23 protein-coding genes are annotated in these 24,685 nt (G+C 57.5%); 9 read left to right on the plus strand and 14 right to left on the minus strand.

All coding sequences use genetic code 11. The features are described from left to right. Positions 1–80: 80 nt before the first annotated feature. The 3 genes from fdhF to ACR0LI_RS12910 form a co-directional block, all read right to left on the minus strand. Complete coding sequence (fdhF, locus tag ACR0LI_RS12900; protein WP_480718624.1) at positions 81–2,864, minus strand: formate dehydrogenase subunit alpha; 2,784 nt, start codon at positions 2,862–2,864, stop codon at positions 81–83. A gap of 13 nt (positions 2,865–2,877) precedes the next feature. Further along, positions 2,878–4,581 carry an NAD(P)H-dependent oxidoreductase subunit E gene (locus ACR0LI_RS12905; protein WP_480718625.1) on the minus strand — a complete coding sequence of 568 codons (1,704 nt, stop codon included), beginning with the start codon at positions 4,579–4,581 and terminating at the stop codon, positions 2,878–2,880. 85 nt (positions 4,582–4,666) lie between these two features. Continuing rightward, a complete protein-coding gene (locus tag ACR0LI_RS12910; RefSeq protein ID WP_171636780.1) occupies positions 4,667–5,548 on the minus strand; it encodes a LysR family transcriptional regulator in 882 nt (293 codons plus the stop codon). Between the two features lie 215 nt (positions 5,549–5,763). On the opposite strand from ACR0LI_RS12910, the gene ACR0LI_RS12915 reads away from it, so the two are divergent. After that, a complete protein-coding gene (locus tag ACR0LI_RS12915) occupies positions 5,764–6,156 on the plus strand; it encodes a GFA family protein (protein ID WP_480718626.1) in 393 nt (130 codons plus the stop codon). A 78-nt stretch (positions 6,157–6,234) separates the two neighbouring features. On the opposite strand, the gene ychF is transcribed toward ACR0LI_RS12915, so the two are convergent. Continuing rightward, complete coding sequence (gene ychF, locus ACR0LI_RS12920; protein ID WP_171724461.1) at positions 6,235–7,332, minus strand: redox-regulated ATPase YchF; 1,098 nt, start codon at positions 7,330–7,332, stop codon at positions 6,235–6,237. 198 nt (positions 7,333–7,530) lie between these two features. Here ychF and ACR0LI_RS12925 point away from each other — a divergent pair, with 198 nt between their 5' ends. From ACR0LI_RS12925 to ACR0LI_RS12955, 7 genes are all read left to right on the plus strand, one after another. Next, positions 7,531–8,019: an acyloxyacyl hydrolase gene (locus ACR0LI_RS12925; RefSeq protein ID WP_171636774.1), complete on the plus strand. Its 489-nt coding sequence runs from the start codon at positions 7,531–7,533 to the stop codon at positions 8,017–8,019. A 78-nt stretch (positions 8,020–8,097) separates the two neighbouring features. Further along, on the plus strand, positions 8,098–8,889 hold the full coding sequence (gene trpA / locus ACR0LI_RS12930; RefSeq protein WP_209834901.1) for a tryptophan synthase subunit alpha: 792 nt from the start codon (positions 8,098–8,100) through the stop codon (positions 8,887–8,889). 145 nt (positions 8,890–9,034) lie between these two features. Beyond that, positions 9,035–10,201 carry an alpha-hydroxy acid oxidase gene (locus ACR0LI_RS12935; protein WP_171724464.1) on the plus strand — a complete coding sequence of 389 codons (1,167 nt, stop codon included), beginning with the start codon at positions 9,035–9,037 and terminating at the stop codon, positions 10,199–10,201. Between the two features lie 250 nt (positions 10,202–10,451). Beyond that, a complete protein-coding gene (locus ACR0LI_RS12940; protein ID WP_480718627.1) occupies positions 10,452–11,105 on the plus strand; it encodes a 50S ribosomal protein L25/general stress protein Ctc in 654 nt (217 codons plus the stop codon). Positions 11,106–11,247: 142 nt separating this feature from the next. Then, on the plus strand, positions 11,248–11,928 hold the full coding sequence (gene pth / locus ACR0LI_RS12945; RefSeq protein ID WP_480718628.1) for an aminoacyl-tRNA hydrolase: 681 nt from the start codon (positions 11,248–11,250) through the stop codon (positions 11,926–11,928). 83 nt (positions 11,929–12,011) lie between these two features. Then, complete coding sequence (locus ACR0LI_RS12950; RefSeq protein WP_480718629.1) at positions 12,012–13,175, plus strand: serine hydrolase domain-containing protein; 1,164 nt, start codon at positions 12,012–12,014, stop codon at positions 13,173–13,175. A 9-nt stretch (positions 13,176–13,184) separates the two neighbouring features. Then, positions 13,185–13,559: a DUF2237 family protein gene (locus tag ACR0LI_RS12955; protein WP_171117420.1), complete on the plus strand. Its 375-nt coding sequence runs from the start codon at positions 13,185–13,187 to the stop codon at positions 13,557–13,559. Positions 13,560–13,613: 54 nt separating this feature from the next. Here the strand turns inward: ACR0LI_RS12955 and ACR0LI_RS12960 are convergent, their stop codons facing one another. From ACR0LI_RS12960 to ACR0LI_RS13005, 10 genes are all read right to left on the minus strand, one after another. Further along, the gene (locus ACR0LI_RS12960; protein ID WP_480718630.1) at positions 13,614–15,266 is read right to left on the minus strand and encodes an Ig-like domain-containing protein; all 1,653 of its coding nucleotides are present in this window, start codon (positions 15,264–15,266) and stop codon (positions 13,614–13,616) included. Between the two features lie 671 nt (positions 15,267–15,937). Beyond that, positions 15,938–17,185: a tryptophan synthase subunit beta gene (gene trpB, locus ACR0LI_RS12965; RefSeq protein ID WP_480718631.1), complete on the minus strand. Its 1,248-nt coding sequence runs from the start codon at positions 17,183–17,185 to the stop codon at positions 15,938–15,940. Between the two features lie 68 nt (positions 17,186–17,253). Then, positions 17,254–17,589 carry a hypothetical protein gene (locus ACR0LI_RS12970; protein ID WP_480491418.1) on the minus strand — a complete coding sequence of 112 codons (336 nt, stop codon included), beginning with the start codon at positions 17,587–17,589 and terminating at the stop codon, positions 17,254–17,256. A 47-nt stretch (positions 17,590–17,636) separates the two neighbouring features. Next, positions 17,637–18,278 carry a phosphoribosylanthranilate isomerase gene (locus ACR0LI_RS12975; protein ID WP_480491416.1) on the minus strand — a complete coding sequence of 214 codons (642 nt, stop codon included), beginning with the start codon at positions 18,276–18,278 and terminating at the stop codon, positions 17,637–17,639. 11 nt (positions 18,279–18,289) lie between these two features. Further along, positions 18,290–18,640, minus strand: coding sequence for a lipopolysaccharide assembly protein LapA domain-containing protein (locus tag ACR0LI_RS12980; protein ID WP_171724471.1), 351 nt, complete (start codon positions 18,638–18,640; stop codon positions 18,290–18,292). Between the two features lie 7 nt (positions 18,641–18,647). Continuing rightward, entirely contained in the window at positions 18,648–18,932 is a 285-nt protein-coding gene (gene ihfB, locus ACR0LI_RS12985; protein ID WP_050603110.1) for an integration host factor subunit beta, read from the minus strand. A 270-nt stretch (positions 18,933–19,202) separates the two neighbouring features. Then, positions 19,203–20,879 carry a 30S ribosomal protein S1 gene (gene rpsA, locus ACR0LI_RS12990; protein WP_068337749.1) on the minus strand — a complete coding sequence of 559 codons (1,677 nt, stop codon included), beginning with the start codon at positions 20,877–20,879 and terminating at the stop codon, positions 19,203–19,205. Positions 20,880–21,110: 231 nt separating this feature from the next. Then, positions 21,111–21,428 (minus strand): DUF6525 family protein, encoded by a 318-nt coding sequence (locus tag ACR0LI_RS12995; protein WP_480718632.1) that lies wholly within the window; start codon positions 21,426–21,428, stop codon positions 21,111–21,113. A 126-nt stretch (positions 21,429–21,554) separates the two neighbouring features. After that, entirely contained in the window at positions 21,555–23,240 is a 1,686-nt protein-coding gene (locus ACR0LI_RS13000) for a tryptophan halogenase family protein (RefSeq protein WP_171636759.1), read from the minus strand. A gap of 193 nt (positions 23,241–23,433) precedes the next feature. Continuing rightward, positions 23,434–23,970 (minus strand): hypothetical protein, encoded by a 537-nt coding sequence (locus ACR0LI_RS13005; protein ID WP_170344921.1) that lies wholly within the window; start codon positions 23,968–23,970, stop codon positions 23,434–23,436. A 217-nt stretch (positions 23,971–24,187) separates the two neighbouring features. On the opposite strand from ACR0LI_RS13005, the gene ACR0LI_RS13010 reads away from it, so the two are divergent. Continuing rightward, positions 24,188–24,664, plus strand: coding sequence for a YHS domain-containing (seleno)protein (locus ACR0LI_RS13010; protein WP_171724473.1), 477 nt, complete (start codon positions 24,188–24,190; stop codon positions 24,662–24,664). Positions 24,665–24,685 lie beyond the last annotated feature (21 nt).

Below are 24,685 nucleotides of genomic sequence, written 5' to 3' on the forward strand. Positions count from 1 at the left end.
GGCAATCGTTTGAACGACGGCGCGGCAAAGAAAAAAGCGGCCCCTTCCAGAGGCCGCCCTTGTTCAGTCTGGCCGCGATCTTACTCCGCTGCCATCGCATCCTCGATCTTTTCGACACGAATGGCCGAGAACTTGAACTCGGGGATCTTGCCGTAGGGGTCGATGGCCGAGTTCGTCAGGATGTTCGCCGCCGCTTCGACATAGGCAAACGGGATGAACACCATGTCTTCGGCAATGGCCCGGTCGGCGCGCACCATGATTTCAATCGAACCGCGACGCGTGGTCAGGCGGATCATTTCGCCCGGTTCAATCCCCATCAGCTTCAGCGTGCGCGGGTTCATCGAGCAGTTGGCTTCTGGCTCGACCGCGTCAAGAACCTTTGCCCGGCGGGTCATTGAACCGGTATGCCAATGTTCCAGCTGACGGCCGGTGGTGGCAATCATCGGGTATTCATCATCGGGCGCTTCATCAGGCGGGATGACATTGGCCGGAGTGAACCTTGCTTTGCCCCCCGCGCGGGGGAAGCCATCGCCGAACACAATAGGCTGGCCGGGATCGGTTTCGCTGAGCGACGGATAGGTGATCGTCTCGTTTTCCAGCCGTTCCCACGTGATATTGTCAAGCGACTGCATGGTCAGTTTCATCTCGGCAAAGACCTCGGACACATCTGTGTAATCCCAGTTCAGCCCGATACGCTGCGCCAGTTCGACCGTGATCTTCCAATCCTCGCGCGCCTCACCCGGAGGCGCCACGGCCGGACGGACACGTTGCACCTGACGGTTGGTGTTCGAAACCGTGCCGTTCTTTTCATACAGCGCCGAGGCCGGCAGGATGATGTCGGCATAGTTCGCGGTTTCGGTCAGGAAGATGTCCTGCACGATCATCAGGTCCAGCTTGGCCAGGGCCTCACGTGCGTGGCCAACATCCGGATCGGACATGGCCGGGTTTTCACCCTGAATGTACATGCCCTTGATGTTGCCTGCATAGGCTTGGTCAATGATCTCGGTGACGGTCAAACCCTTCTCGTTTGAGAAATCGTCCGATTTCCAGACCTCGGTGAACTGCGCGCGAATGCCGTCATCCGTCACCGTCTTGTAGTCCGGCAGGAACATCGGGATCAGCCCGGCGTCTGATGCGCCCTGCACGTTGTTCTGGCCCCGCAGAGGGTGCAGACCCGCGCCGGGTTTGCCGACATTCCCGGTCATCAGGGCCAGCGAGATCAGGCAGCGCGAATTGTCGGTGCCGTGGATATGCTGGCTGACGCCCATGCCCCAGAAGATCAGACCCGCCTTGGCATTGGCAAAGGTGCGCGCAACGCGACGCAGCTGATCCGGATCGATGCCGCAGATCGGTGCCATCGCCTCGGGCGTGAACTGGCGCAGGTGCTCTTTCTCGGCCTCCCAGTTCTCGGTCCAGCGGTGGATGTACTGGCTGTCATAAAGCTCTTCTTCGACGATCACGTTCATGATCGCGTTCAGCATCGAGACATCGGCACCGGGCCGGAACTGCAGCATTTCGTCCGCGAATTTGCGCATGCCGACGCCGCGCGGGTCCATCACGATCAGCTTGCCGCCGCGCTTGGCGAACTGCTTGAAATAGGTGGCCGCGACAGGGTGGTTTTCAATCGGGTTCGACCCGATGATGATGGCCACATCGGCATTCTCGATCTCGTTGAAGGTCGCCGTCACCGCGCCCGAGCCCACGTTCTCGATCAGAGCGGCAACGGACGACGCATGGCACAGACGGGTGCAGTGGTCGACATTGTTGTGTTTGAAACCCTGACGGATGAACTTTTGGAACAGATAGGCTTCCTCGTTGGTGCATTTGGCCGATCCAAAGCCCGCAACGCTGCGCGGGTCTTGGTCGCGCAGGGCCATCAGTCTGGTGGCCGCCAGATCCATCGCCTCTTCCCAGGTCGCTTCGCGGAAATGGGTCGACAGGTTGCCGGGATCAACGTTCAGACCTTTTGACGGTGCATCCTCGCGCCGGATCAGCGGTTTGGTCAGGCGGTGCAGGTGATGGATATAGTCGAACCCGAACCGGCCCTTGACGCACAGACGGCCTTCGTTGGCGGGGCCGTTGATGCCCTCGACATATTTGACCTTGCCGTCCTTGACCTTGAGGCTGACCTTGCAGCCCACCCCGCAGAAGGGGCAGACGCTTTCGGTTTCGGAATCGTAATCCTTGCTGTCGCCATGCTGCTGGTCGTCCAGGACGGTGGCGGGCATCAGCGCGCCGGTCGGGCAGGCCTGAACGCATTCGCCGCAGGCCACGCAGGTCGACTCGCCCATCGGGTCGTTCTGGTCGAACACCACCTGCGCGGTATGCCCGCGCCCGGCCATGCCGATCACGTCATTCACCTGAACGTCGCGGCAGGCGCGGACGCAGAGGTTGCAATTGATGCAGGCATCCAGATTGACCCGCATCGCCACATGGCTGTCATCCAGCAACGGGATCTTCTCGGGCTCTTTCGCCGGAAAGCGGCTGTCGCTGACATCGTTCAGCTTGGCCATATCCCAGAAATGGCTCGATTTGTCATGCGGCTGCTCGGGCTGGTCGGCCACCAACAGTTCCATGACCATGGCGCGCGATTTCTCGGCGCGGTCGGTGTCGGTTTTCACCACCATCCCGTCAGCCGCCGGACGGATGCACGAGGCGACCAGCGTACGCTCGCCTTCCACCTCGACCATGCAGGCGCGGCAGTTGCCATCGGGTTTGTAGCCCGGCGCCGGTTTGTGACACAGATGCGGGATCACCAGTCCACGGCCGTTGGCCGCTTCCCAGATGGTGGTGCCTTCGGGCACGGTGACGTCATCGCCGTTCAGGTTGAAGGTGACGGTCTTGTTTGGGCTTGCATCAAGCATGGCTCTGTCTCCCTCAGATTTCTTCAGCGAAGTGTTTCATGACCAGGCGGATCGGGTTCGGGGCCGCCTGCCCCAGCCCGCAGATCGAGGCGTCGCCCATCACCTGGCACAGATCTTCCAGCAGGTCGGTATCCCACTTCTCGGCCCGCATCAGCTTGACCGCTTTTTCGCAGCCCGCCCGGCAGGGCGTGCACTGGCCACAGCTTTCGTCCTCGAAGAACCGCAGCATGTTCAGCGCCGCATCGCGGGCCGTGTCCTGATCGGACAGAACCACAACCGCAGCGGATCCGATGAAGGTGCCCAGCGGCTGCAGGGTGTCAAAGTCGAGCGGGACGTCGTCGATGCTGGAGGGGAGAAGACCTGACGACGGCCCGCCCGGTTGATACGCCTTGAACACATGACCTTCGGCCATGCCCCCGGCGGCATCAATCACGTCAAGAATGGTCGACCCTGCCGGCAGCAGGTAGACGCCGGGTTTCGCCACCCGGCCCGAGACCGAATAGCTGCGCAGCCCCTTGCGGCCATTCTTTTCAACTGAATTGAGGATCTCCGGACCTTCCCGGCAGATTTTGGACACCCAGTAGAGTGTTTCCACGTTGTGCACCAGCGTCGGGCGGCCGAATACGCCGACCTGCGCCACGAAGGGCGGGCGATGACGCGGCAGGCCCTTTTTTCCCTCGATCGATTCGATCATCGCGGATTCTTCGCCGCAGATATAGGCACCAGCACCCCGGCGCAGGTCGATATAGCCCGGCTCAACGATTCCGGCCTGTTCCAGCGCGGCAATCTCGCGCCGCAGAATTTCCAGAACGGCTGGGTATTCGTCGCGCATGTAGATGAAGCAGGTTTCCGCCTGAACCGCCCAGGCGGCGATCAGCATACCTTCGAGGAAAACATGCGGCGTGCGTTCCAGATAGTAGCGATCCTTGAAGGTGCCGGGTTCGCCCTCGTCCCCGTTCACGGCCAGATAGCGCGAGCCGTCATTCATGCGGACAAAGCCCCATTTCTTGCCCGACGGAAAACCGGCGCCGCCCAAACCGCGCAGGCCCGAGGCCAGAACCTGTTCCTGAACCGCTTCCCAGTCGCCGCCCTCGCGCAGCTCTTTCAGCTTGGTATAGCCGTCATTGGCCTCGTAGGCCGCGAAGGTTTCGTAATCGGGTAGATGAGCATGGGTGTCATCGGCAGCAATAGCGGCCTGCACCTTTTCAGGGGTCGCGTGGTCGATATGGTTGTGACCAATCTCGAGCACCGGTGCCGTGTCGCAGCGTCCCATGCAGGGCGCGCGCAGAACGCGCACTTCGGACGGGTCCAGCCCATCCTCCAACGCTTTTTTCAACTGCTGCGCACCAGCCATTTCGCAGGACAGGGAATCACAGACACGAATGGTCAGCGCGGGGGGCGGTGTTTCACCTTCTTTCACCACGTCGAAATGGGCATAGAAGGTCGCGGTCTCGTAAATCTCGGCCTGCCCGATCCGCATCTCGACGGCCAGCGCGGCAATATGGTCGGCGCTGATATGGCCGTGCGTGTCCTGAATCAGATGCAAATACTCGATCAACAGGTCGCGGCGGCGTGGGCGGTCGCCCAGCAGGCGCGCAATTTCGGCCTGTGCTTCATCCGTAAACTGTCGGCCTTTGGGCGTGTGCCGCCCCTTGCCTTTACCTGACTTCCAGACGCCCTTGGGTGCGCCTGATGGCTTGGTGTCTAATGGTGCCATAATGCCCTCCGATTCAGGCCCCGTGTCTCATCAGGCTAGCATATCGTCAAATCGCTTTTTGCAATCGCACGATAACGACATCTTATCACCGTAAAGACGTCACCACAGCGCGCAGTGCCTGCACCGTTGGCAGTTCAGGATCTCGGCTCAGGGTGGCCAGACAGATCGGTTTGCTGACAATCGGATCGACCAGCGGCAGCACCTTTGTCCCCTGCAACTCGCCCAATGCCCGAATAAGGACACGTGGCACAACCGTGGCAGCCAGCCCCTCGCGTGCCATCACCATCGACGCGGTAAATCCGCTGGTTTCGGCAACCACGTCCGGGTGCAGCCCCTGTTCGGCAAAGATACGATCCAGAATACGCCGGTTTTGCATCTGCGGCTCGAGCAGGCTCAGCGGAAATTCAGCCACGCGCGCCCAAGGCAAGGGGCCGTTTTCGTCCGTCATGTGTGAAGGAACCAGCAGAACATAGGTTTCCTCGTACAAAGGTTGCACCTGTCGCAGATCGGTCCCGATGCTGTCGCCATATGTTATCCCGGCGTCCAGGCTTCCTTCGTCCAGCCGGTGTTGAATGGCGGTGGCAGACATGGTTTCGATGCGCGTAACGATGCGCGGATGCGCTTGCCGAAAGCGTTTGGTGAGGCGCCCTGTAAAGGCGATGGCCGTCGGAATCACGCCAAGGATCAGCGTACCGGTGATCTCGCCCTTGGTGGCCAGCACCTGCTGTTCCAGTGCTTTGGTGTCATCGAGAATGCGACGCGCCCGCTGGACGATCATCTCGCCCTCTTCGGTCAGACCCTGAAACCGGTTGGCGCGGCGGACGATAGAGACGCCCAATCGGTCTTCGAGGTTACGGATACGCATCGAGAACGCGGGTTGAGATATCCCGCATTCCTCTGCCGCCTTGGCAAAATGCCGATGCCGTGCCAAGGCACTGAGCAATTGCAGGTCGCGAATTTCGATCATCTCAGGGCATTCCTGTTGGCGGGTCGTTCGTCAGAGTATCGGATATTCGACGGCAGAGAAAAGAGCGCTTAAATTGCGCGGGCTGCGACTTGTGATTCCCGAACTCAAGGCATTTACCATGCAGGAACAGTGAATCGTATGACGTCTTCACCCAAGCGAAACAAAGCTGACAAAACCCGGAAATTACCTTAGCTTCCAGAGGCGGAGGTTTCAGGATGACGGAACGAATAACAGGTGGGTGCAAATGTGGCCTGGTTCGCTATGAAGGCACCCGACTTGATGTACCAATGTTTCGCTGTCACTGTCGCGACTGCCAGCACCTCACAGGTTCCGGGCATTCAGAGATGATGCCTTTGGTCCGTGACTCTTTTGAAATAAGTAGTGCTTGCAAAACGTACGAAATGCTGGGCGGGTCGGGCAACCCAACGTTCAGCGGCTTCTGCCCGAACTGTGGAGCGCAACTTACAAGGCGCAGCAGTCTTATGGATGATCGTGTCTATGTTCACGCATCATCGCTAGATGATCCGCGAAAATACAACCCGGAAAAATCAATCTATCAAGAGTCTGCGCAATCTTGGGATGCAACCTCAGTCGTCGGACAGACTTAAAAGCACAGGACAGTTCATTTCCCGATTTGAGTTGGCGGGCCTCGATACGCCAATACAATTGCGGATTGTGGCGCAATTTCAGGTGTTGAACAAAAAGTGCATCACGTCGCCATCCTTGACGATATAGCTTTTCCCCTCTGCCCGCATCTTGCCTGCCTCTTTCGCCCCCTGCTCGCCGTTGCAGGCGACAAAGTCTTCATAGGCGATGGTCTCGGCGCGGATGAATCCCTTTTCGAAATCACCATGAATGACACCAGCCGCCTGCGGTGCAGCGGTGCCGGTGCGGATGGTCCAGGCGCGAGCTTCTTTCGGGCCGACCGTAAAATAGGTTTCCAGTTTCAGCAGGTCGTAACCGGCACGGATCAGACGGTCGAGACCGGGCTCTTCCAGACCCATTTCCTCAAGGAACATCTGTGCCTCGTCCGCTTCAAGCAGGCTGATCTCTTCTTCGATCTTGGCGCTGATAATGACGTGAGAGTTGCCCTGGGCGGCAGCCATCTCGGCAACTTTCGCCGAGTATTCGTTGCCTTCAGCGGCTTCTTCCTCGGACACGTTGCAAACATAAAGAACCGGCTTGGTGGTCAGCAGTTGCAACATCTTCCAGGCCTTGGCGTCCTCGTCCGAAACCTCGACCAACCGTGCAGGTTTGCCGCCTTCCAGCATCTTTTGCGCTTCGGCAAGCAGGCGGTCCTGCTGTTGGGCCTCTTTGTCATTGCCTTTCAGCTTGCGCACCAGATTGGCGCGGCGCTTTTCGATGCTTTCCAGATCGGCGAGCATCAGCTCAGTCTCGATGGTGTCAGCATCGGCCACGGGGTCGATGCGGCCTTCTACATGGGTCACGTCGCCATCTTCGAAACAGCGCAAGACATGGGCGATGGCATCGACCTCGCGAATATTTGCCAGAAACTGGTTCCCGAGCCCCTCTCCTTTCGAGGCCCCCTTCACCAGTCCGGCGATATCAACGAATGTCATGCGCGTCGGGATGATCTGTTTTGACGATGCGATTGCGGCCAACTTGTCGAGCCGCTCATCCGGCACGGCCACATCGCCGACATTGGGCTCAATCGTGCAGAACGGGAAATTCGCGGCTTGCGCGGCAGCGGTTTTGGTCAACGCATTGAACAGGGTCGACTTGCCCACGTTCGGCAGACCCACGATTCCCATTTTAAAGCCCATAACGGCCTCCTGCATAGAATACGAACGCAGCTTCTATGCAGGTCCGCATCAATGCGCAAGTGATTGCCGGGCCACTTTGTTTGAGTCCCTTCGGCCACATCACGAAATTGTTCTCAAATCGTGTTCTTGTCGGCCCTGAAAACCGAAGGGTAGGATGAACAATTAACATAGCGCGATCAAATTAAATGGCAGAATATAATGGAAAAACTACTTCTTGCAGCCGTACTGACGGTCTCTACATTTGCTACAGCCCATGCTCAGACGGTTGTTCTTGGTGCCGGGTATTCAGATTTTTCCGAGGCGACGTCCGAAGATCAGGCACTGATTGCTCTCGAGTACCATCACACTCCTTTTCACCAGGCAACTCGGTTCAGTGCTGGCTGGGGTGCTGCGTTTTCTGTGAACGAAGACGGGGATACGCATATCGGTGTTGGGCTGGTCGGGCTGTATTCTCTGGGTGAGCGCTGGTTCGTCGAAGGCAGTGTCATGCCGGGATACTTCAATGCCAGCAACGACCAGAACGACCTGGGCGGAGACTTTCAGATCCGCAGCCTTTTGGGTCTTGGATATAACCTGAACAACGGCAACAGAATGTCAGTTGCGATCACGCACAAGTCGAACGCCAGCACCAACGATGAGAACCCTGGTGTAAACGCGGTTCTGCTGCGGTACCATCTGGGCTTCTGAGCTATTCCTGCGTTGGCGGGATTGATTTTCGGTCAAAGTTTCTGCACACGGGTCCAAACCCGATTGCAAGGACATCCGATGACCCGTATCGACGCTAAGTTTGCCGCCCTGAAAGCCGAAGGAAAGAAGGCTTTTGTTGCCTATGTGATGGCAGGGGACCCGGACTATGACACCTCGCTCGACGTGGTCAAAGGCCTGCCCGGCGCGGGTGTGGACATCATCGAACTTGGTTTGCCCTTCACTGATCCGATGGCGGATGGCCCCACAATTCAGGCAGCGGGTCAACGCGCGTTGGACGGCGGGATGACGTTGCAGCGCACATTGGATCTGGCGCGCGCGTTCAGGGAAACAGATGACACAACGCCAATTGTCCTGATGGGGTACTACAACCCGATTTACAGCCGGGGTGTAGAGGCTTTTCTGGCCGATGCCAAAGATGCCGGTATTGACGGGCTGATCGTTGTCGATCTGCCGCCCGAGGAAGACGAAGAGCTTTGCCTGCCTGCGCAGGCGGCCGGCCTGAACTTCATTCGTCTTGCAACACCTACCACGGATGACCAGCGCCTGCCGCGCGTTTTGCAAAACACCTCGGGCTTCGTGTATTACGTCTCAATCACTGGCATCACCGGCGCGGCCGAGGCGCAGGCAACGGATGTGGCCCCCGAGGTTGCCCGTATCCAGGCCGCAACCGAGCTGCCGGTGATCGTGGGCTTTGGCATCAATACGCCCGAGAAATCCCGCAATATCGCGTCCGTGGCAGATGGTGCCGTAGTCGGATCGGCGATCGTCAGCCAGATCGGTGCAGGCAAACCGGTTAATGAAGTGCTGGATTTTGTAAAGTCCCTGTCGGATGGCGCTCATAGCGCCTGATCCCGCAGATAACACAAGACTAAAAAGCCTGCCGCAGACTGTTCTGGGGCAGGCTTTTTTGACTGCCCGACGCCGGGCCAGATCATTGCAGGCGTTGACATGCATTGGTAAGGAAAACGAACCAGTAAGTTCGGAGGTCTGAGTAATGCCTGTGATAACCAATATCGAAAACCTCAGGCGCATATACGAGCGTCGCGTGCCGCGGATGTTCTACGATTACGCTGAAAGCGGCAGCTGGACGGAACAGACTTTCCGCGAAAACAGTTCCGATTTTGAAAAGATCCGCCTGCGTCAGCGGGTTGCCGTTGATATGTCCGGGCGTTCGACGGCCTCGGAAATGATCGGCCAGAAGGTGTCAATGCCGGTCGCGTTGGCCCCGGTCGGGTTGACGGGGATGCAGCATGCGGACGGAGAGATGAAGGCCGCCAAAGCCGCCGAGGATTTTGGTGTGCCCTTTACCCTTTCCACAATGTCGATCAACTCGATCGAAGACGTGGCCGAGCACACCGACAAGCCGTTCTGGTTTCAGCTCTACACGATGAAGGACGATGACTATGTCAGCCGTCTGATCCAGCGGGCCAAGGACGCCAAGTGTTCGGCGCTGGTGATTACGTTGGATCTGCAGATTCTGGGCCAACGGCACAAAGACCTGAAGAACGGCCTGTCCGCACCACCCAAGCTGACCGCAAAGACCATCGCGAACCTGATGACCAAATGGGCCTGGGGCATTGAAATGCTGGGTGCCAAACGGCGCGAGTTCGGCAATATAGTGGGACATGTGCAAGGAATCTCGGACGCGTCTTCACTGGGGGCCTGGACCGCTGAACAGTTCGACCCCACCCTCGACTGGAGCAAAGTCGAAAAACTGATGGAAAAGTGGGGCGGAAAAGTGATCCTGAAAGGGATACTCGACGCGGAAGATGCCAAAATGGCTGCCAAGCTGGGAGCGGATGCCATTGTCGTGTCGAACCATGGTGGGCGTCAGTTGGATGGTGCGCTCAGCTCGATCCGGGTATTGCCCGAGATCATGGACGCTGTCGGCAACGATGTCGAAGTGCATCTGGACAGTGGTATCCGCTCGGGTCAGGACGTGCTTAAGGCATTGGCACTGGGGGCCAGGGGGACGTATATCGGCCGCGCATTTGTTTATGGGCTGGGCGCCATGGGCCAGAAAGGCGTCACCACCGCGCTGGAAGTGATTCAGAAGGAACTTGATACAACAATGGCGCTGTGCGGTGAAAAAACCGTTAGCGCGCTGGGGGCGCACAATCTTCTGGTACCAGAAGATTTTGGTGGTCGCTGGCAAGCCTGAGACCGCGGCAGATTTGGGGCTCTGCCCCCGCCGCCCGTTCCGGGCGTCTCCCCCGGGATATTTGTGGCCAGATGAAGCAGCGGACCCTTCACTCATTTGACGAAGAACACTCCGAAGCGCGCGGTTGGGCCATAGAGAACGACAAGCTGTGATTTCCCCCCTTTCCAAACCGGATGAATCGAGATAAGGACGCGGCTTCACGCGGGTATACAGCCTTGGAGGATACCCGCCCTAACATTGGAGAATTATCATGGCTGGAGAGATTCCTGATCTCGTAGCTCTGGAACGGACGGGGACAGGCAAGGGCGCCGCTCGCAAAACGCGCCGCGAAGGCATGGTTCCGGGCGTAGTGTTTGGCGGCGACAAAGATCCGCTGCCGATTCAGATTCCGTTCAACGAACTGTTCAAGCGCCTGAAGGCCGGTCGCTTCAAGTCGACCCTGTGGAACCTGAAAGTCGAAGGCCATGAAGACGTTCGCGTCATCTGCCGCGACGTTCAGCGTGATGTCGTCAAAGACCTGCCGACCCACCTGGACCTGATGCGCCTGCGCCGGACCACCAAGATCGCACTGTACATTCCGGTTGAGTTCGTCAACGAAGATGAAGCCCCCGGCATCAAGAAGGGCGGCGTGCTGACCGTTGTCCGCCCGGAAGTCGAGCTGTTGTGCACCGCAGGTGACATTCCTGAGAAGATCACCGTTGATGTGGCCGGAATGAACATCAACGACGTCGTCACCATTTCGTCGGTTGAACTGCCCGAAGGCACCAAGCCGACCATCGACCGCGACTTCGTGATCGCAAACGTCTCGGCACCGACCGGTCTGTCGACAAGCGACGACGAAGAAGGTGAAGAAGCAGAAGTTGCAGTCGATGAAGTCGAAGTCGTCGGCAAAGAAGAAGAATAAATTCGGATCAAACGTCTGATTTTTGAAACGGGGTTCTGACGAACCCCGTTTTTTTTGTGGTTATGACGCGCGGCGCCGGCTGGATTTCCATGGCAATTCCGGGCATCACATAGCCTCGAGGCTACAGAGGCGGAGCTTGGTCATGAAACTCTTTGTCGGATTGGGAAACCCGGGGCAGAAATACGCCCGAAACCGGCACAACATCGGGTTCATGGCTGTGGAGCGGATTGCGGAAGATCATGGGTTTGGCCCATGGAAGTCCAAGTTTCAGGGCGAAATCTCGGAAGGGCGGTTAGGGTCTGAAAAAATCCTTTTGCTGAAACCACAGACCTTCATGAACCGGTCCGGTCAATCCGTGGGTGAAGCGATGCGTTTCTACAAACTCGAGTCCACAGATGTTGTCGTGCTCCATGACGAGCTGGACCTCGCCCCGGGCAAAGTGCGGGTAAAGGCGGGCGGCGGACACGCTGGGCATAATGGTCTGCGTTCGATCCACGACCATATAGGCGCAGCCTATGACCGTGTCCGGCTTGGGATCGGACATCCGGGCCGCAAGGAGATGGTCTCGGCTTATGTTCTGAGCGACTTTGCGAAATCCGAGAGTGACTGGCTGGACGACGTTCTGCGGGGTGTTTCGGACGGCGCGCCCCATCTGGCGCGAGATGATGGCGGTAAATTCATGAACGCGGTGGCCCTGCGTACTGCTCCGCCCCGGTCGTCCAAGACGGCGGCTCCGAAAGCTGAAACCGCATCTAAGGCACCTCCGAAGCCACCAGCCGATGAACGGTCGGCCATGCAGAAACTGTTGGACAAGTTCAAATAGCGCCCCGCCCTCTTTCCGTTACGTCGGCGTTGCGAAAGCGGGATGTCCACGTTCCAATACACGCAAACAAGGGAGGCTATGCGATGCGGTCCATACTGAAGTGGGTTCTGCGCATTGTGCTGGCGCTGGCTTTGGCCGCCGCTGCCGTTGGGCTTTGGAAACGCGAAGAGTTACAGCGCCTGATGGCGGTGAACTCTCTGTTTTCCGAGGACAAGATCGTTCACAACTTTTCGCATATGGATGAAGCCTTTCTGACCGTGGATCTGCCGCGTGGAAACGCCCCAACATGGGAACTGCCCTACGGCGAAGGTTTCGATCTTCCGGAAGGCACCGACACTTGGATCAATGAACGCTCGGTCACTTCTTTGCTTATCATGCAGAACGGCAAGATCCGGTTCGAGGAATACTATCTGGGCACCGGTCCCGATGATCGCCGGATTTCGTGGTCAGTGGCAAAAAGTTATCTGTCGGCGCTTTTCGGCATTCTCCTGCAAGAGGGCGCAATCGATTCATTGGATGATCCCGTCGTCAAATACGCCCCCAAACTTGCAGGCAGCGCATATGACAGGGCGACAATTCGGAACGTTCTGAACATGGCCAGCGGCGTCACGTTTGACGAAGATTATCTGGACCCGAAATCTGACATCAACAGGATGGGTCGTGTGATTGCCCTGGGCGGTGAACTGGACGATTTCGCGGCCTCATTGCAGGACAGTTTCGCGCCCCCCGGTGAAACCTGGCAATATGTTTCCATAGACACGCATGTATTGGGCATGGTGATACGCGGGGCGACCGGTCGCAGTGTTGCGGATCTATTGACGGAAAAAATCCTTCAGCCCCTGGGCCTTGAGCGGGACGGGTATTATGTCACTGACGGCGCTGGTGTCGCCTTCGTTTTGGGCGGATTGAACTTCACGACACGTGACTTTGCGCGGTTCGGGCAAATGATCCTGCAAGATGGGGCATTGAACGGCCGGCAAGTAGTGCCCTCCGACTGGATATTCGAGGCAACTCAACCCAGCGCCCCGACCGCTCAGGGGAAGATTGGATATGGGTACCAGTGGTGGATCCCGCGCGGCGCCCATGAGGGAGAGTTTCTGGCCCGGGGCGTGTATGGGCAATACATCTATTTCAACCAACCTCGCGGCGTTCTGATTGTGTCTACCGGCGCTGATCGGAAATTTCGCGACACTGGCGTAAACGACCAGAATATCGAAATGTTCCGCAAGATCGCAGAAAGCCTGTAAGGTGTGTTCATGCAGAAGCAAGACAGTATCAATGTACTCGGCGGCGTTCTGGCGCCCTGCTCACGCGATCCTCTGACCGGGTTCTTCCGCGACGGTGCGTGCAATACCTGCCCCGAGGATCAGGGAAGCCATACGGTTTGTGCCGTGATGACGGCCGAGTTTCTGGCATTCTCGAAATACGTCGGCAATGATCTGAGCACGGCTCGGCCCGAGTTTGATTTCCCGGGCCTCAAGCCCGGTGACAGCTGGTGTCTGTGTGCCGGCCGGTTCCTACAAGCCCATGACGAAGGATGCGCCCCAAAGGTTCACCTGGAGGCGACCCATCAACGCGCGCTCGAGATTGTGCCGCTTGATATCTTGCTTCAGAACAAGGCGAATGCCTAGACAGCCATTGCGCCTGGGGCGAGACCTGATCCGCGATCCAGTTTCGCCCCAAGGTCAGAACGCCATTTGCCAGATCAGGCTGATGCTGTAGTTTTCAAAACCGCTTTCACCAATGCCATCGTAGAACACGTTTGCTGCAAGCAAGCTGTTGTTTTCCAACCGATAGTCCAGGCCCAGATCCGCACGGGCTCGGGCGGTGTCGCCAATCGGAGTCACGCCCGGGGCGGTGCCAGTACCCGAAGTCGTGCTCCAAATCCCCGAAAGCCCGCCCGTCAGCATCATCTCTCCTCGTGACACTTGAAGCGGGTGGCTGAAATCCACACCCAGCCGTGCCGTCGTCAAACTGAAATCCTGCTGTGGAATCAGATTACCCAGGCTGTCGGTATAAGCTTTCTGATCGTCACTGGCATAACTTACGTCCAGCAAGGGCATCAATGTCAGGGCGCCACGCTTTATCTCACCTGTCACGCGCGACTGGACCAGCCAACGGTCACTGTCGAAACTGTCTTCGTAGGTGCCAAACGGAGAGATGTTGTTGTCGGCCTGGCCATAAAGTACCCGCCCTTCAAGAAACACCGAATGATTGGGCAATTTTGCCACCACATAAGGACCAACCAGCCAGCCCGTACCGTCCACGCTGGCCGGGCCGTTTTCCGTTTCGGCATAGTCGAACTGAAGCATGGCGCCGATCAACAGGTTCGAATTGATCTGGCGATGAGCCCCGACAACAGCCAGTGCATAGGAGTTGTCATAATCATCCTGAGAACTCCAGTTGCCGGTCACACTGAACCAGACGGGGCGCGCCGGATCACTGGCGAAATTCAGATACCCCGAGCCCTGCGTGACCGAAGCGTCCAGTACACCCGACCCCGAACCTTGCAGAAACTGGGTCAGTTTCGGCTGGTTCGACACAAGGCTGTTGGCCCGGGCGTTCTGGAACGCCTGAATCTGACGTTGAGCATTTGTCACGGCCTGAAGCGTGCTGACCCTGTTTGACTCAAGGTTCAGATTCCCAGCCGCGTCCGAGAACACCCCTGCCGGAATGAAAAGCTCGATGGTACCGTTGTTCTGGGGCGTCAAAGTGGCGACATAGCTGGTGCCGGACCCGGTCAGAGTGGCCGTTGCATTGGTGACGTACAGGTCGCCCACGGTGAAATCGGTGCTTGGTTCGCTCAGCGTAATGGTTGCTTGAAACGTTCCGCTGCCGGTCGGCGTCAGGGCCCCAATCGTTGCAGTTGGCTGTGTCGTATCCACCAGAACGCGCGTGTTGACGATTTGGGTGTTCGTTACACCGGACAACGCGATCTCATAGCGATAAAGCGGCCCTCCGACGGTTTCGCGCGCGGTGAACGTAATCCCCACATACCCGTCTGCCGCATATGTGGAATCCGCGCCATCCTGACTGAGAATGGTTGCGCCGATATAGCCCAGGGAAGCAAGGCCGGCAGGCGTGATCGCACTCAGGTTGAGAATGCCGTTGTTGAAATAGAAACTACCGCCGGGAACCTGCCCCGACCCACCCAGCGAAACAAAGGCCGATCCGGTAAGTGGGATATTGTTGAAAAAGATGCTTCCCCCGTTCGGCGTCGGAACTGAGGTTACGAAGAAGCCGCCACCAAGGGCCGCACCCTCTTTCGCGCTTCCGATCATGAGTGCTGAAATCAGAAAACAGAGGCACAACAGCCTCGAAATAACGGACCTGACCATTTTACCTCCTACAACACCGCGAGGGCGCTAAACACCAGGGCGCCCGGGCAAAGACACTGTGCCCCGAGCCACGTCATCCATTGTCCCATCCATTGCAGAGACGTCCCCTGAACCGGCCGCAACTACGCCAGTTACCCAATAGTTAATTCAAATTGGAGACACTGTATAGAATTGGAAGCAACTCAACTTTGGCGTGCGGGCCACATGGCTGTGCACAAACCAAAAGACAAAGGCAAAAAATGTCGGAAAGCACTTCGAACCCCGGTGTTTTCAAGGAGTCTTCTCGGCAAGACGTCATAACAAGCCGTGACTTTGCAAGTCACGTGCTCATAATATGCCGGTTACAGATTCTCGACCTTGGCGGGATATTCGAAACAATCCCAGGCAGAGATCGCAACTGGCAGTTGTCGGGAAACAAATGCAGGCACAATGATCGAGGTTTCACAGCAGCCAGCGATTCCTCGGGCCTCTGTGTTGTCCTTACATGCGCCTTGGCGGCGGCCCTTTTTTGCAGGGCAACCTGATTTGGGCGGACATGTCACATGTTTGACTATCCCGCCTGTCCTGCCCTGGAACGTCAGGACGTTTCGCCTTGAAAATGTTGCTTTCAGGACCGCTTGAGCCAAGGACGCCATAACAGAGCAACCGGGACATGCCGCCCTGGTTCACACTCAACCCGCCGTACGGCCTTCGGTGTCTGACATATCGAAGTTCAGATATTTGGCTACGGTTTGAACGTCCTTGTCTCCACGGCCGCACATGTTCATGCAGATCAGGTGATCCTTGGGCAATTCCGGTGCAATCTTCATCACATGGGCCAAAGCGTGGCTTGGTTCCAGCGCCGGGATGATCCCCTCGGTTGCGCAGCACAGCTGGAACGCCTCGAGCGCTTCCTTGTCAGTGATCGAGACGTAATTCGCGCGTCCAATATCGTGCAACCAGGAATGCTCGGGCCCGATGCCCGGATAGTCCAGCCCCGCCGAGATTGAATAGCCTTCAAGAATCTGGCCATCGTCATCCTGCAACAGATAGGTCCGGTTGCCGTGCAGCACGCCCGGCCGTCCGCCGGTCAGCGAAGCGCAATGCTCCATTTTCTCGTTCACACCTTTTCCGCCCGCCTCGACGCCTATGATGTTGACGTCCTTGTCGTCGAGGAAAGGATAGAACAGACCCATCGCGTTCGAACCGCCGCCGATGGCCGCAATGATCGTGTCGGGCAAACGGCCTTCGGCCTTCAACATCTGCTCTTTCGCTTCCTTGCCGATGATCGACTGGAAATCGCGGACCATTGCCGGATAGGGGTGCGGCCCAGCCACGGTGCCGATGCAGTAGAACGTGTCGCGCACATTAGTCACCCAGTCGCGCAGCGCGTCATTCATCGCATCCTTGAGCGTCCCACGACCCGAGGTCACAGGGATCACCTCGGCCCCCAGAAGACGCATGCGGAATACGTTCGGGGCCTGACGCTGCACGTCGTGCGCCCCCATGTAGACAATGCATTTCAAGCCAAACTTGGCACATACGGTGGCGGTGGCCACGCCGTGTTGCCCTGCCCCGGTTTCAGCAATGATCCGGGTCTTGCCCATACGCCGCGCCAGAATGATCTGCCCAAGCACGTTGTTGATCTTGTGCGCGCCGGTGTGGTTCAGCTCGTCACGCTTCAGATAGATCTTGGCACCCCCCAGATGCTCGGTCAGGCGTTCCGCAAAATACAGCGGCGAAGGACGACCCACATAGTTTGCCCACAGGTCATCCATTTCGGCCCAGAACGTCGGATCATCTTTGGCCTTGTTGTATTCCTCTTCCAGTGACAGGATCAGCGGCATCAGAGTTTCACTGACAAAACGCCCGCCGAAGATGCCGAAACGTCCCTGTTCGTCAGGGCCGGACATGAAGGAATTGAAAAGATCGTTGGCCATGGGTGTCTCCCTCGTCGTATCTGTTGTTCATAGGTGGTGGCAGCGGGATTTGCCATGGGCAAAACGCATCATTCCACAACCTGCGTGTTTTGACGCCAGACCTGAATCGCCTGTGCCGAGCTGGGCACACCAATGCACGGAAAATGATGAAACCTGTTCACATCCGCCAAACGATCGGCCGCCAACAAGGCACGCCTGTGTGGGCCGGATTGGGAAAATGTCAGCATTGCTTCGATGTCTTGCCAGACACTGAATGAAAAATAGATGCCATCCTGCCTGAACAAGTCAGCGTGCAGGCACAATGGGTCGCCTTGCGCCTGCCGACAGGCCTGTCCCGCGCGCCAGAAAAACTCCGGCGCATGGTACCAGTGTTTCAAGGAAACGCCCCCGATTGCTGCGAGCATGCTCAACCCCTCTGTTTCGAGGGATACGCAGCAAGATCTTTATCAGATCACCTGAGAGCCGATGCAAAGTCGCGGATCAGGGCAGCATCTTTCACACCCGGCGCGCTTTCGACACCGGATGACACATCCACCTGCCGGGCACCTGTCATCCGGACTGCTTCGGCAACGTTCTGGGGTGTCAGGCCACCGGCCAGCATCCAAGGCCGGCGCCAGTATTTCCGTCCGGCCAACAGCCGCCAGTCAAAAGCCAACCCGTTGCCGCCCGGCAATTCGGCCTCTCTGGGCGGTTTCGCATCGATCAGCAGTTGATCGGCCACCTCCGAGTAAAGATCGACGGCCGCCAGATCCTCGGCCTCGGCCACTCCTATGGCTTTCATCACCGGCAAACCAAATCGCTCGCGAATTTCGGAAACCCGTTCGGGCGATTCCTTGCCATGCAGTTGAAGCATATCAAGCGGTACAGTCGAAACGATTCCGTCCAATTCTTCGTCAGTGGCATTCACCACCAAAGCCACCTTGGCAACGCCAACTGGGACCAGATGCGCCAGTTCTGCGGCCCGCAAAATATCCAGATTGCGTGGCGATTTCGGAAAGAAAACAAACCCAACATAGCCCGCCCCGGCTTCGGCCGCAGCGCGCACGTGATCCGGTGCGGTCAGACCGCAGATTTTGAACCGAACATCAGACATGACGATCAGGCTCAGCTCGCCTCATCCAGAATGGCAAGTACATCGTCCTTGCCTTGGTTTTGCTTTTTCTTGAGCTTCTTGACTTCGCGCTCAAGCTTGCGCACTTCGGTTTTCTTCACGGTCGCGTCGCGGCGGTGCTTGTGTTCCCGCAGCCATTCCCACAGGAAACCAATAACCAATCCTGCCGCAACACCTCCCAAAACCACCAGAAACAGCGGCAGTGACGCGCTGAGGTTAAAACCAAGAAGCTCGGCCAGAGCATCCGGCATCAGTTTCAGTTCTACGGACTGAACATTGGCAAGAGACACGGAAATCAGGATGATCCCGAGAGCCGCCAGAAAAGCATATCGAAGGTAGCGCATCATGGTGTCAGGCTTTACCGTTCAATCGATCCCTGAGCAACTTGCCAGTTTTGAAAAACGGTACACATTTTTCTTCGACCTGCACCGTTTCGCCCGTGCGCGGGTTGCGCCCAACACGTGCGTCGCGTTTTTTCACGGAAAAGGCACCAAAGCCCCGCAGTTCGACACGGTCACCGCGCGCCATGGCGTCTGTGACTTCTTCGAATACGGTGTTCACGATCCGCTCGACATCACGCTGATAGAGATGCGGGTTTTCGTCAGCGATTTTCTGAATCAATTCTGAACGGATCATGCGTGATACCCTCCCAGGCAGCCGGTGTGACAGGTCTACTGTTTTGACAGTATAGGAAAAAACCCGGAAGGGGGGAACGGATACTCTGAGTTTTGAGGCTTTATTTTGCCACATTCTCGCGCGAAATTTTATCTGTCAGGCCAATTTCCACACTTAATGCGCGATCAATCCCCTAATTAACCCTGCGGTTCGGAACATATTGATTCGCAACAAAAACGGCCCCGCACTGTCGTGCGGGGCCGAAATTCATGCTTGGGATACTGCCTTGGCTTAGTCGCCGGATTTCAGCGCTGCACCCAGGATGTCGCCCAGCGACGCGCCCGAGTCGGAAGAACCGTACTGTTCCACGGCCTCTTTTTCTTCGGCGATCTCGCGCGCCTTGATCGACAGGCCCAGACGACGGGTCTTGCTGTCGACGTTGGTGACGCGGACGTCGACCTTGTCACCGACCGAGAAACGCTCGGGGCGCTGTTCGGCACGGTCACGCGACAGATCCGAACGACGGATGAACGACTTCATGCCTTCGTATTCGACCTCGATGCCGCCATCTTCGATCGCGGTGACTTCGACGGTGATGACCGAGCCACGCTTCACGCCGCCCACGGCTTCGGCGAACTTGTCACCGCCCAAGGCTTTGATCGACAGCGAGATACGCTCTTTTTCCACGTCAACTTCCGAGACAACCGCCTGAACGACATCGCCCTTGCGGTAGTTCTGGATCGCGTCCTCGCCACGCTCGTCCCAGGACAGGTCGGACAGGTGAACCATGCCGTCGATGTCGCCTTCGAGGCCAATGAACAGACCGAATTCGGTGATGTTCTTGACTTCGCCTTCGACCTCGGTGCCCTCGGGGTGTGTTTCTGCGAACACTTCCCATGGGTTGCGCTGAGTTTGCTTCAGGCCCAGAGACACGCGACGCTTGGCGCCGTCGATTTCCAGAACCATGACGTCAACTTCCTGGCTGGTCGATACGATTTTGCCGGGGTGGACGTTTTTCTTGGTCCAGGACATCTCGGACACGTGCACCAGACCTTCGACACCGGCTTCCAGCTCGACGAACGCGCCGTAGTCGGTGATGTTGGTGACGCGACCCTGATGGACCGAGCCCAGCGGGTACTTCGCAGCAACCAGATCCCATGGATCTTCTTGCAGCTGCTTCATGCCCAGGCTGATGCGGTGGGTCTCTTTGTTGATCTTGATGACCTGAACCTTGATGGTTTCACCGATCGTCAGGATCTCGGACGGGTGGTTCACACGACGCCATGCCATGTCGGTGACGTGCAGCAGGCCGTCAACGCCGCCCAGGTCAACAAATGCACCGTATTCGGTGATGTTCTTGACAACACCCTCGACGGTCTGACCTTCGGACAGGTTGCCGATGACTTCGGCACGCTGCTCGGCACGCGATTCTTCCAGGATTGCGCGGCGCGACACAACGATGTTGCCACGGCGGCGGTCCATTTTCAGAATCTGGAACGGCTGCTTCAGCCCCATCAGCGGGCCAGCGTCGCGCACGGGGCGCACGTCAACCTGCGAGCCGGGCAGGAACGCAACTGCGCCACCCAGATCGACGGTGAAACCACCTTTGACCCGACCAAAGATTGCACCTTCGACGCGCTGGTCGTCGGCATATGCTTTTTCCAGCCGGTCCCATGCCTCTTCACGGCGGGCCATCTCGCGCGAGATGACAGCTTCGCCACGGGCGTTTTCTGCGGCACGCAGGTAAACTTCGACCTCGTCACCTACAGCGATTTCAGGGGCTTCGCCGGGATTTGCGAATTCTTTCAGATCAACGCGGCCTTCCATTTTGTAGCCGACGTCGATGATGGCCTGGCCGGCTTCGATCGCCAAAACCTTGCCTTTGACAACAGAACCCTCTTCGGGTGTGTCCATTTCGAAGCTTTCATTCAGGAGGGCTTCGAATTCCTCCATGGATGCGTTAGCCATGTGGCGTTGTTTTCCTTTACAATACGTTTTTGCTGGCCGAGCGGTTGTCTCCGCCGGTCTTGATTCATGGTGCCATCGGACGTGACCCGGTGCGCCCCTGAGCAAACAAACACAAAGGGCCGAGGTAACCCGGCCCTGCTCAGAAACGTCATCCGGACGTTGACCGCCCTTGTATCGACAGCGCGCGTATAGGCGGATTCCCCGGTTTGTGCAAGGGCAAAGCCCATATTTTCAAGGTTTGGCGGCTCTGTACCCAGGCGCGTTGCCGGTTTTGAAGGTCCAAACCCCGGCATCGCGCCGCAGCATGGCCTGTTCAATTGCGTCCAGTCGCATCAACGCTGCGGAAGGGTTGCGCGCGCCTCCGGCCCGGGTCCAGATTTTTTGCGCAGAAACGGGGCTCCACGGCAAACTTGCCGAGGCCAACCACTGGCGCAGCCCTGACCGCAGAGAATCGTAATCCTGCATAGGCGCCGCCTGTCGTCTCCGACGTTTGAGGGTGCTCCGCAAGTTCCGACCCTTTGTTTGCCCTTGTTTCTTCTGTTGTCGCAATGCGGTCGCCTTTCAATATATATGTGATTACATTACATATTGATAAAACAGTTGGAAGTAAAAAAGACGGGGAGTTTGCACCCCGCCTTTCCTGCAAACATTCCCTGCGCGACGGGCAGGAAGCAGTCAGAACAGTTGCAAATCCTTTTTACCGCTTTGGATTTCAGCAAAGTTCGGCATGTTCTCGATGACCACAGGGGCTGGCGCCGTGCCCGGCATCGCCACTGTCGGCTTCATTGCCGCCGCCATTCCAAAGGCAGGTTGATCAAGTTCCCCCCGGATATCGCGCAACAGTGTTTTGTGATCCGGCATGGATTTAACGATCTTCGCCAGATCCATTTTCGCGTTCTTCATACCCTGGAACCAAATCGGTTTCTTCAACGGTCGAAGGCGATCACGGATGCCTGAACCATAGCCCGTATCATAAACCTGTTTGCCCAAAAGAACGGTTTGATAAACGCGGCTGTCAAACAAAGTGGCGAACTCGATATCGTGATCCATCGGCAGGCGATACTGCCACAGTTCAAGATTTTCGGCCAACCGATCCGGTATCTTCATCTCGGTGCGCGCATCGATCCAGTATTGGTCATCGGTACGGTTGCCCAACCGATAGTGTAAACAGATGAATTCCAGTACCTCGTTATAAAGCTTGTCCATCTGCCGATTGTATCTGTCCCTCAGCGAAGGCTCGATGTCTCGCGTGGGCAAATGCTCGGCGAACCAGCGTATCGCATGGTCAATCATGTGGATCGCCGTGCTTTCCAGCGGTTCAATGAACCCGCCGGACAGGCCTATAGCCACGCAATTCTTGACCCAGGCATTGCGCACGCGACCGACGCGCATCGGGATCACGCGCGGTGTCAAACCTTTGCCGCTGTCACCCAGCCACTCAAGGTACTCGTCCGCCGCCTGGTCATCCGTTCGGTGTGCCGACGAATAGACATATCCTGTGCCCACACGGTTAAAAAGCGGCACGCGCCACGTCCAACCTGCGCCCAAGGCAGTGGATCTGGTGGCGCTTTCGATCTTGTCAGGATCTGGATGCTCGATCTGCAACGCCATGGCCCGATCATTGGGCAGGTAGTCAGAGTAATCCAAAAATGGCTCACCGAGTGCCTTGTTGATGATCAGCCCACGAAACCCGGTGCAATCCACGACCATCTCAATATCATGGCGACCTTTTGCCTCGAGCATGAGATGACTGACATTGCCCTGTTCATCCAGCTCGACCGTTTGCACCTCATCCCGGATATGTTCCACTCCGCGCTTCGTGCAGACCCTAGTCAGCATGCCTGCAAACTTTACGGCATCCAGATGATAGGCATAACCAAACCGTTGTTCGAATTCCGGCTGCCCCAACTGACGCGCGCCCTTGCACAAACGGGCCAGATCATCATGCGGCGAGATGGACTGCGTGAAATCCCTGTCGCCATTGCCGAAGCGCAGGAAATACTCGGCAGCCTCCAGTCCCTCAAGCATCTGGCCGTGCGCAAAGGGGTTCATGTAGTCGATGCGATTGCCCTTGGCGTCATTGTTCCAATTGCAGAACTTCACACCCAGCTTGAACGATGCGTTTGTCTCGCGGAAGAAACTCCGCTCTGAAATGCCCGCCTGACGCAGCGTGACAGGCATCCGCGGAACCGTGGCTTCACCCACCCCCACGGTCGAGATGTTCGGGCTTTCGATCAGACAGATTTGCGGTCGATCCTTGGGCGCTGACGTGCGGGAAAACACCATATCCAGGATCAGCGCGGTCATCCATCCAGCCGTACCGCCACCCACGATAGTGATTTTGTTCAAACGATTGTTCATGTAGTTTTGTCCCTGTTGGCTCGGGAATTTTTTGCTGCGCCCCTGCTTTTTGCGGGTTGTGTCGCAGCTTTCCCTTTTCGCTGGGAAGAAACTATAACAGCTTTCCTCAATCCATCTAGGGTCTATGAAGGCCCGGCCGCGCAACGTCGGCCAACCAGCAGGCGTCACGCCATTCCCATATTCACTGTGCAGGTCAGATCTCTTCGCCTTTCTTCAGCAGTTCTTCAATCAACTCACGTTGCAGATCGGTGCTGTCGCCGCCTCCGAACTCTGCCGCGCCACCGGAATACAGGGTGCCATATGTCCTGGCGATGTTCACAGTCTGGGCCAGCCCCGAGATCAGCTGATCTTTTTCCAACAGGGACAACGGGTGGATAAACGCAGCCCACAAGGTGCCATTGGCGATCGCGTAACGGGCATCCAGAGTGCTGTCGAAATTGGCCTGCATCATTCGAATCAAGTCTTCCTCCGACAGCGCCTCGGCGCTGCGGATCGGGACCATGGCCCGCATCCGATCCGCATTGGTGTCGGTGATGACCAAGACCTGTACCCCTGCAATCGTCAATTGAAACCCGGGGCCGCTCGGCTCTGCTTCGGGGTCAAGCGCGAAAAGAATGTTGCCCAGCCGTTCGTACGTCATGGGCGGCTCGGCTTCGGGTGGGCTTTGCACGGGCTCTTGCGCGGCAAGGCTTCGGGCAATGAAAACAAGAATGAGGGCTAATCGGATCATGATGGCACTCCTGCAGGCATTCTTTCAGCATAGGTACGCAAAACCACACTGACCAAACAAAGCTTGGTGAACGCGCCTTCTGGCCATTCAGATACTTGTACGATCTGCAATATCTGATGGCCTATCTGCGATTACACGTCCAACTTTCACCCCCTAACTATGTTTCACCGGTCGACGATCCGATCGACCCGAACCCAGAACCAAGAGGAAACGTGTAATGAAAACTATCGTCTTCACCGCCCTGGCGGCCGCCATCGCCCTGTCCACTCCGGCTTTTGCCGCGGACGAAATCAACGTGTCGAACGGCATCTCGGCCGCAGGTGCCCCGCTTGCCGCACATGGGGTCGATCTGGTTGCTTTGGTCAATGATGGCAACCCGGTCGAAGGCTTCGCCACCCACTCGGCGACATATGATGGCGCGTCCTACTACTTCACCACCGCCGCCAACCTCGAGGCGTTCATGGCGAACCCGGCGGCCTATCTGCCGCAGCATGGTGGATTCTGTTCATTCGGCGTGTCGGTCGGCAAGAAGTTCGACGGAGACCCGGATCAGTACCTGGTCGCAGATGGAAAACTGTACCTGTTCCTGAACGCCGAAACCCGAGCGGCCTTCCTGAAGGACGTTCCCGCCACCACAAAAACGGCGGACGAACAGTGGGCAAATATCAAGAGCATCGCCGTAGGCGAGCTGTAAATGTCGCCCCTGCCTGCGACG

This window comes from Ruegeria sp. CL7 (assembly GCF_056536445.1).

Coding starts and splice junctions, on each gene's coding strand:
- fdhF (WP_480718624.1), bottom strand. CDS start 2,864: ATGCTTGATGCAAGCCCAAACAAGACCGTCACCTTCAACCTGAACGGC.
- ACR0LI_RS12905 (WP_480718625.1), bottom strand. CDS start 4,581: ATGGCACCATTAGACACCAAGCCATCAGGCGCACCCAAGGGCGTCTGG.
- ACR0LI_RS12910 (WP_171636780.1), bottom strand. CDS start 5,548: ATGATCGAAATTCGCGACCTGCAATTGCTCAGTGCCTTGGCACGGCAT.
- ACR0LI_RS12915 (WP_480718626.1), top strand. CDS start 5,764: ATGACGGAACGAATAACAGGTGGGTGCAAATGTGGCCTGGTTCGCTAT.
- ychF (WP_171724461.1), bottom strand. CDS start 7,332: ATGGGCTTTAAAATGGGAATCGTGGGTCTGCCGAACGTGGGCAAGTCG.
- ACR0LI_RS12925 (WP_171636774.1), top strand. CDS start 7,531: ATGGAAAAACTACTTCTTGCAGCCGTACTGACGGTCTCTACATTTGCT.
- trpA (WP_209834901.1), top strand. CDS start 8,098: ATGACCCGTATCGACGCTAAGTTTGCCGCCCTGAAAGCCGAAGGAAAG.
- ACR0LI_RS12935 (WP_171724464.1), top strand. CDS start 9,035: ATGCCTGTGATAACCAATATCGAAAACCTCAGGCGCATATACGAGCGT.
- ACR0LI_RS12940 (WP_480718627.1), top strand. CDS start 10,452: ATGGCTGGAGAGATTCCTGATCTCGTAGCTCTGGAACGGACGGGGACA.
- pth (WP_480718628.1), top strand. CDS start 11,248: ATGAAACTCTTTGTCGGATTGGGAAACCCGGGGCAGAAATACGCCCGA.
- ACR0LI_RS12950 (WP_480718629.1), top strand. CDS start 12,012: ATGCGGTCCATACTGAAGTGGGTTCTGCGCATTGTGCTGGCGCTGGCT.
- ACR0LI_RS12955 (WP_171117420.1), top strand. CDS start 13,185: ATGCAGAAGCAAGACAGTATCAATGTACTCGGCGGCGTTCTGGCGCCC.
- ACR0LI_RS12960 (WP_480718630.1), bottom strand. CDS start 15,266: ATGGTCAGGTCCGTTATTTCGAGGCTGTTGTGCCTCTGTTTTCTGATT.
- trpB (WP_480718631.1), bottom strand. CDS start 17,185: ATGGCCAACGATCTTTTCAATTCCTTCATGTCCGGCCCTGACGAACAG.
- ACR0LI_RS12970 (WP_480491418.1), bottom strand. CDS start 17,589: ATGCTCGCAGCAATCGGGGGCGTTTCCTTGAAACACTGGTACCATGCG.
- ACR0LI_RS12975 (WP_480491416.1), bottom strand. CDS start 18,278: ATGTCTGATGTTCGGTTCAAAATCTGCGGTCTGACCGCACCGGATCAC.
- ACR0LI_RS12980 (WP_171724471.1), bottom strand. CDS start 18,640: ATGCGCTACCTTCGATATGCTTTTCTGGCGGCTCTCGGGATCATCCTG.
- ihfB (WP_050603110.1), bottom strand. CDS start 18,932: ATGATCCGTTCAGAATTGATTCAGAAAATCGCTGACGAAAACCCGCAT.
- rpsA (WP_068337749.1), bottom strand. CDS start 20,879: ATGGCTAACGCATCCATGGAGGAATTCGAAGCCCTCCTGAATGAAAGC.
- ACR0LI_RS13000 (WP_171636759.1), bottom strand. CDS start 23,240: ATGAACAATCGTTTGAACAAAATCACTATCGTGGGTGGCGGTACGGCT.
- ACR0LI_RS13005 (WP_170344921.1), bottom strand. CDS start 23,970: ATGATCCGATTAGCCCTCATTCTTGTTTTCATTGCCCGAAGCCTTGCC.
- ACR0LI_RS13010 (WP_171724473.1), top strand. CDS start 24,188: ATGAAAACTATCGTCTTCACCGCCCTGGCGGCCGCCATCGCCCTGTCC.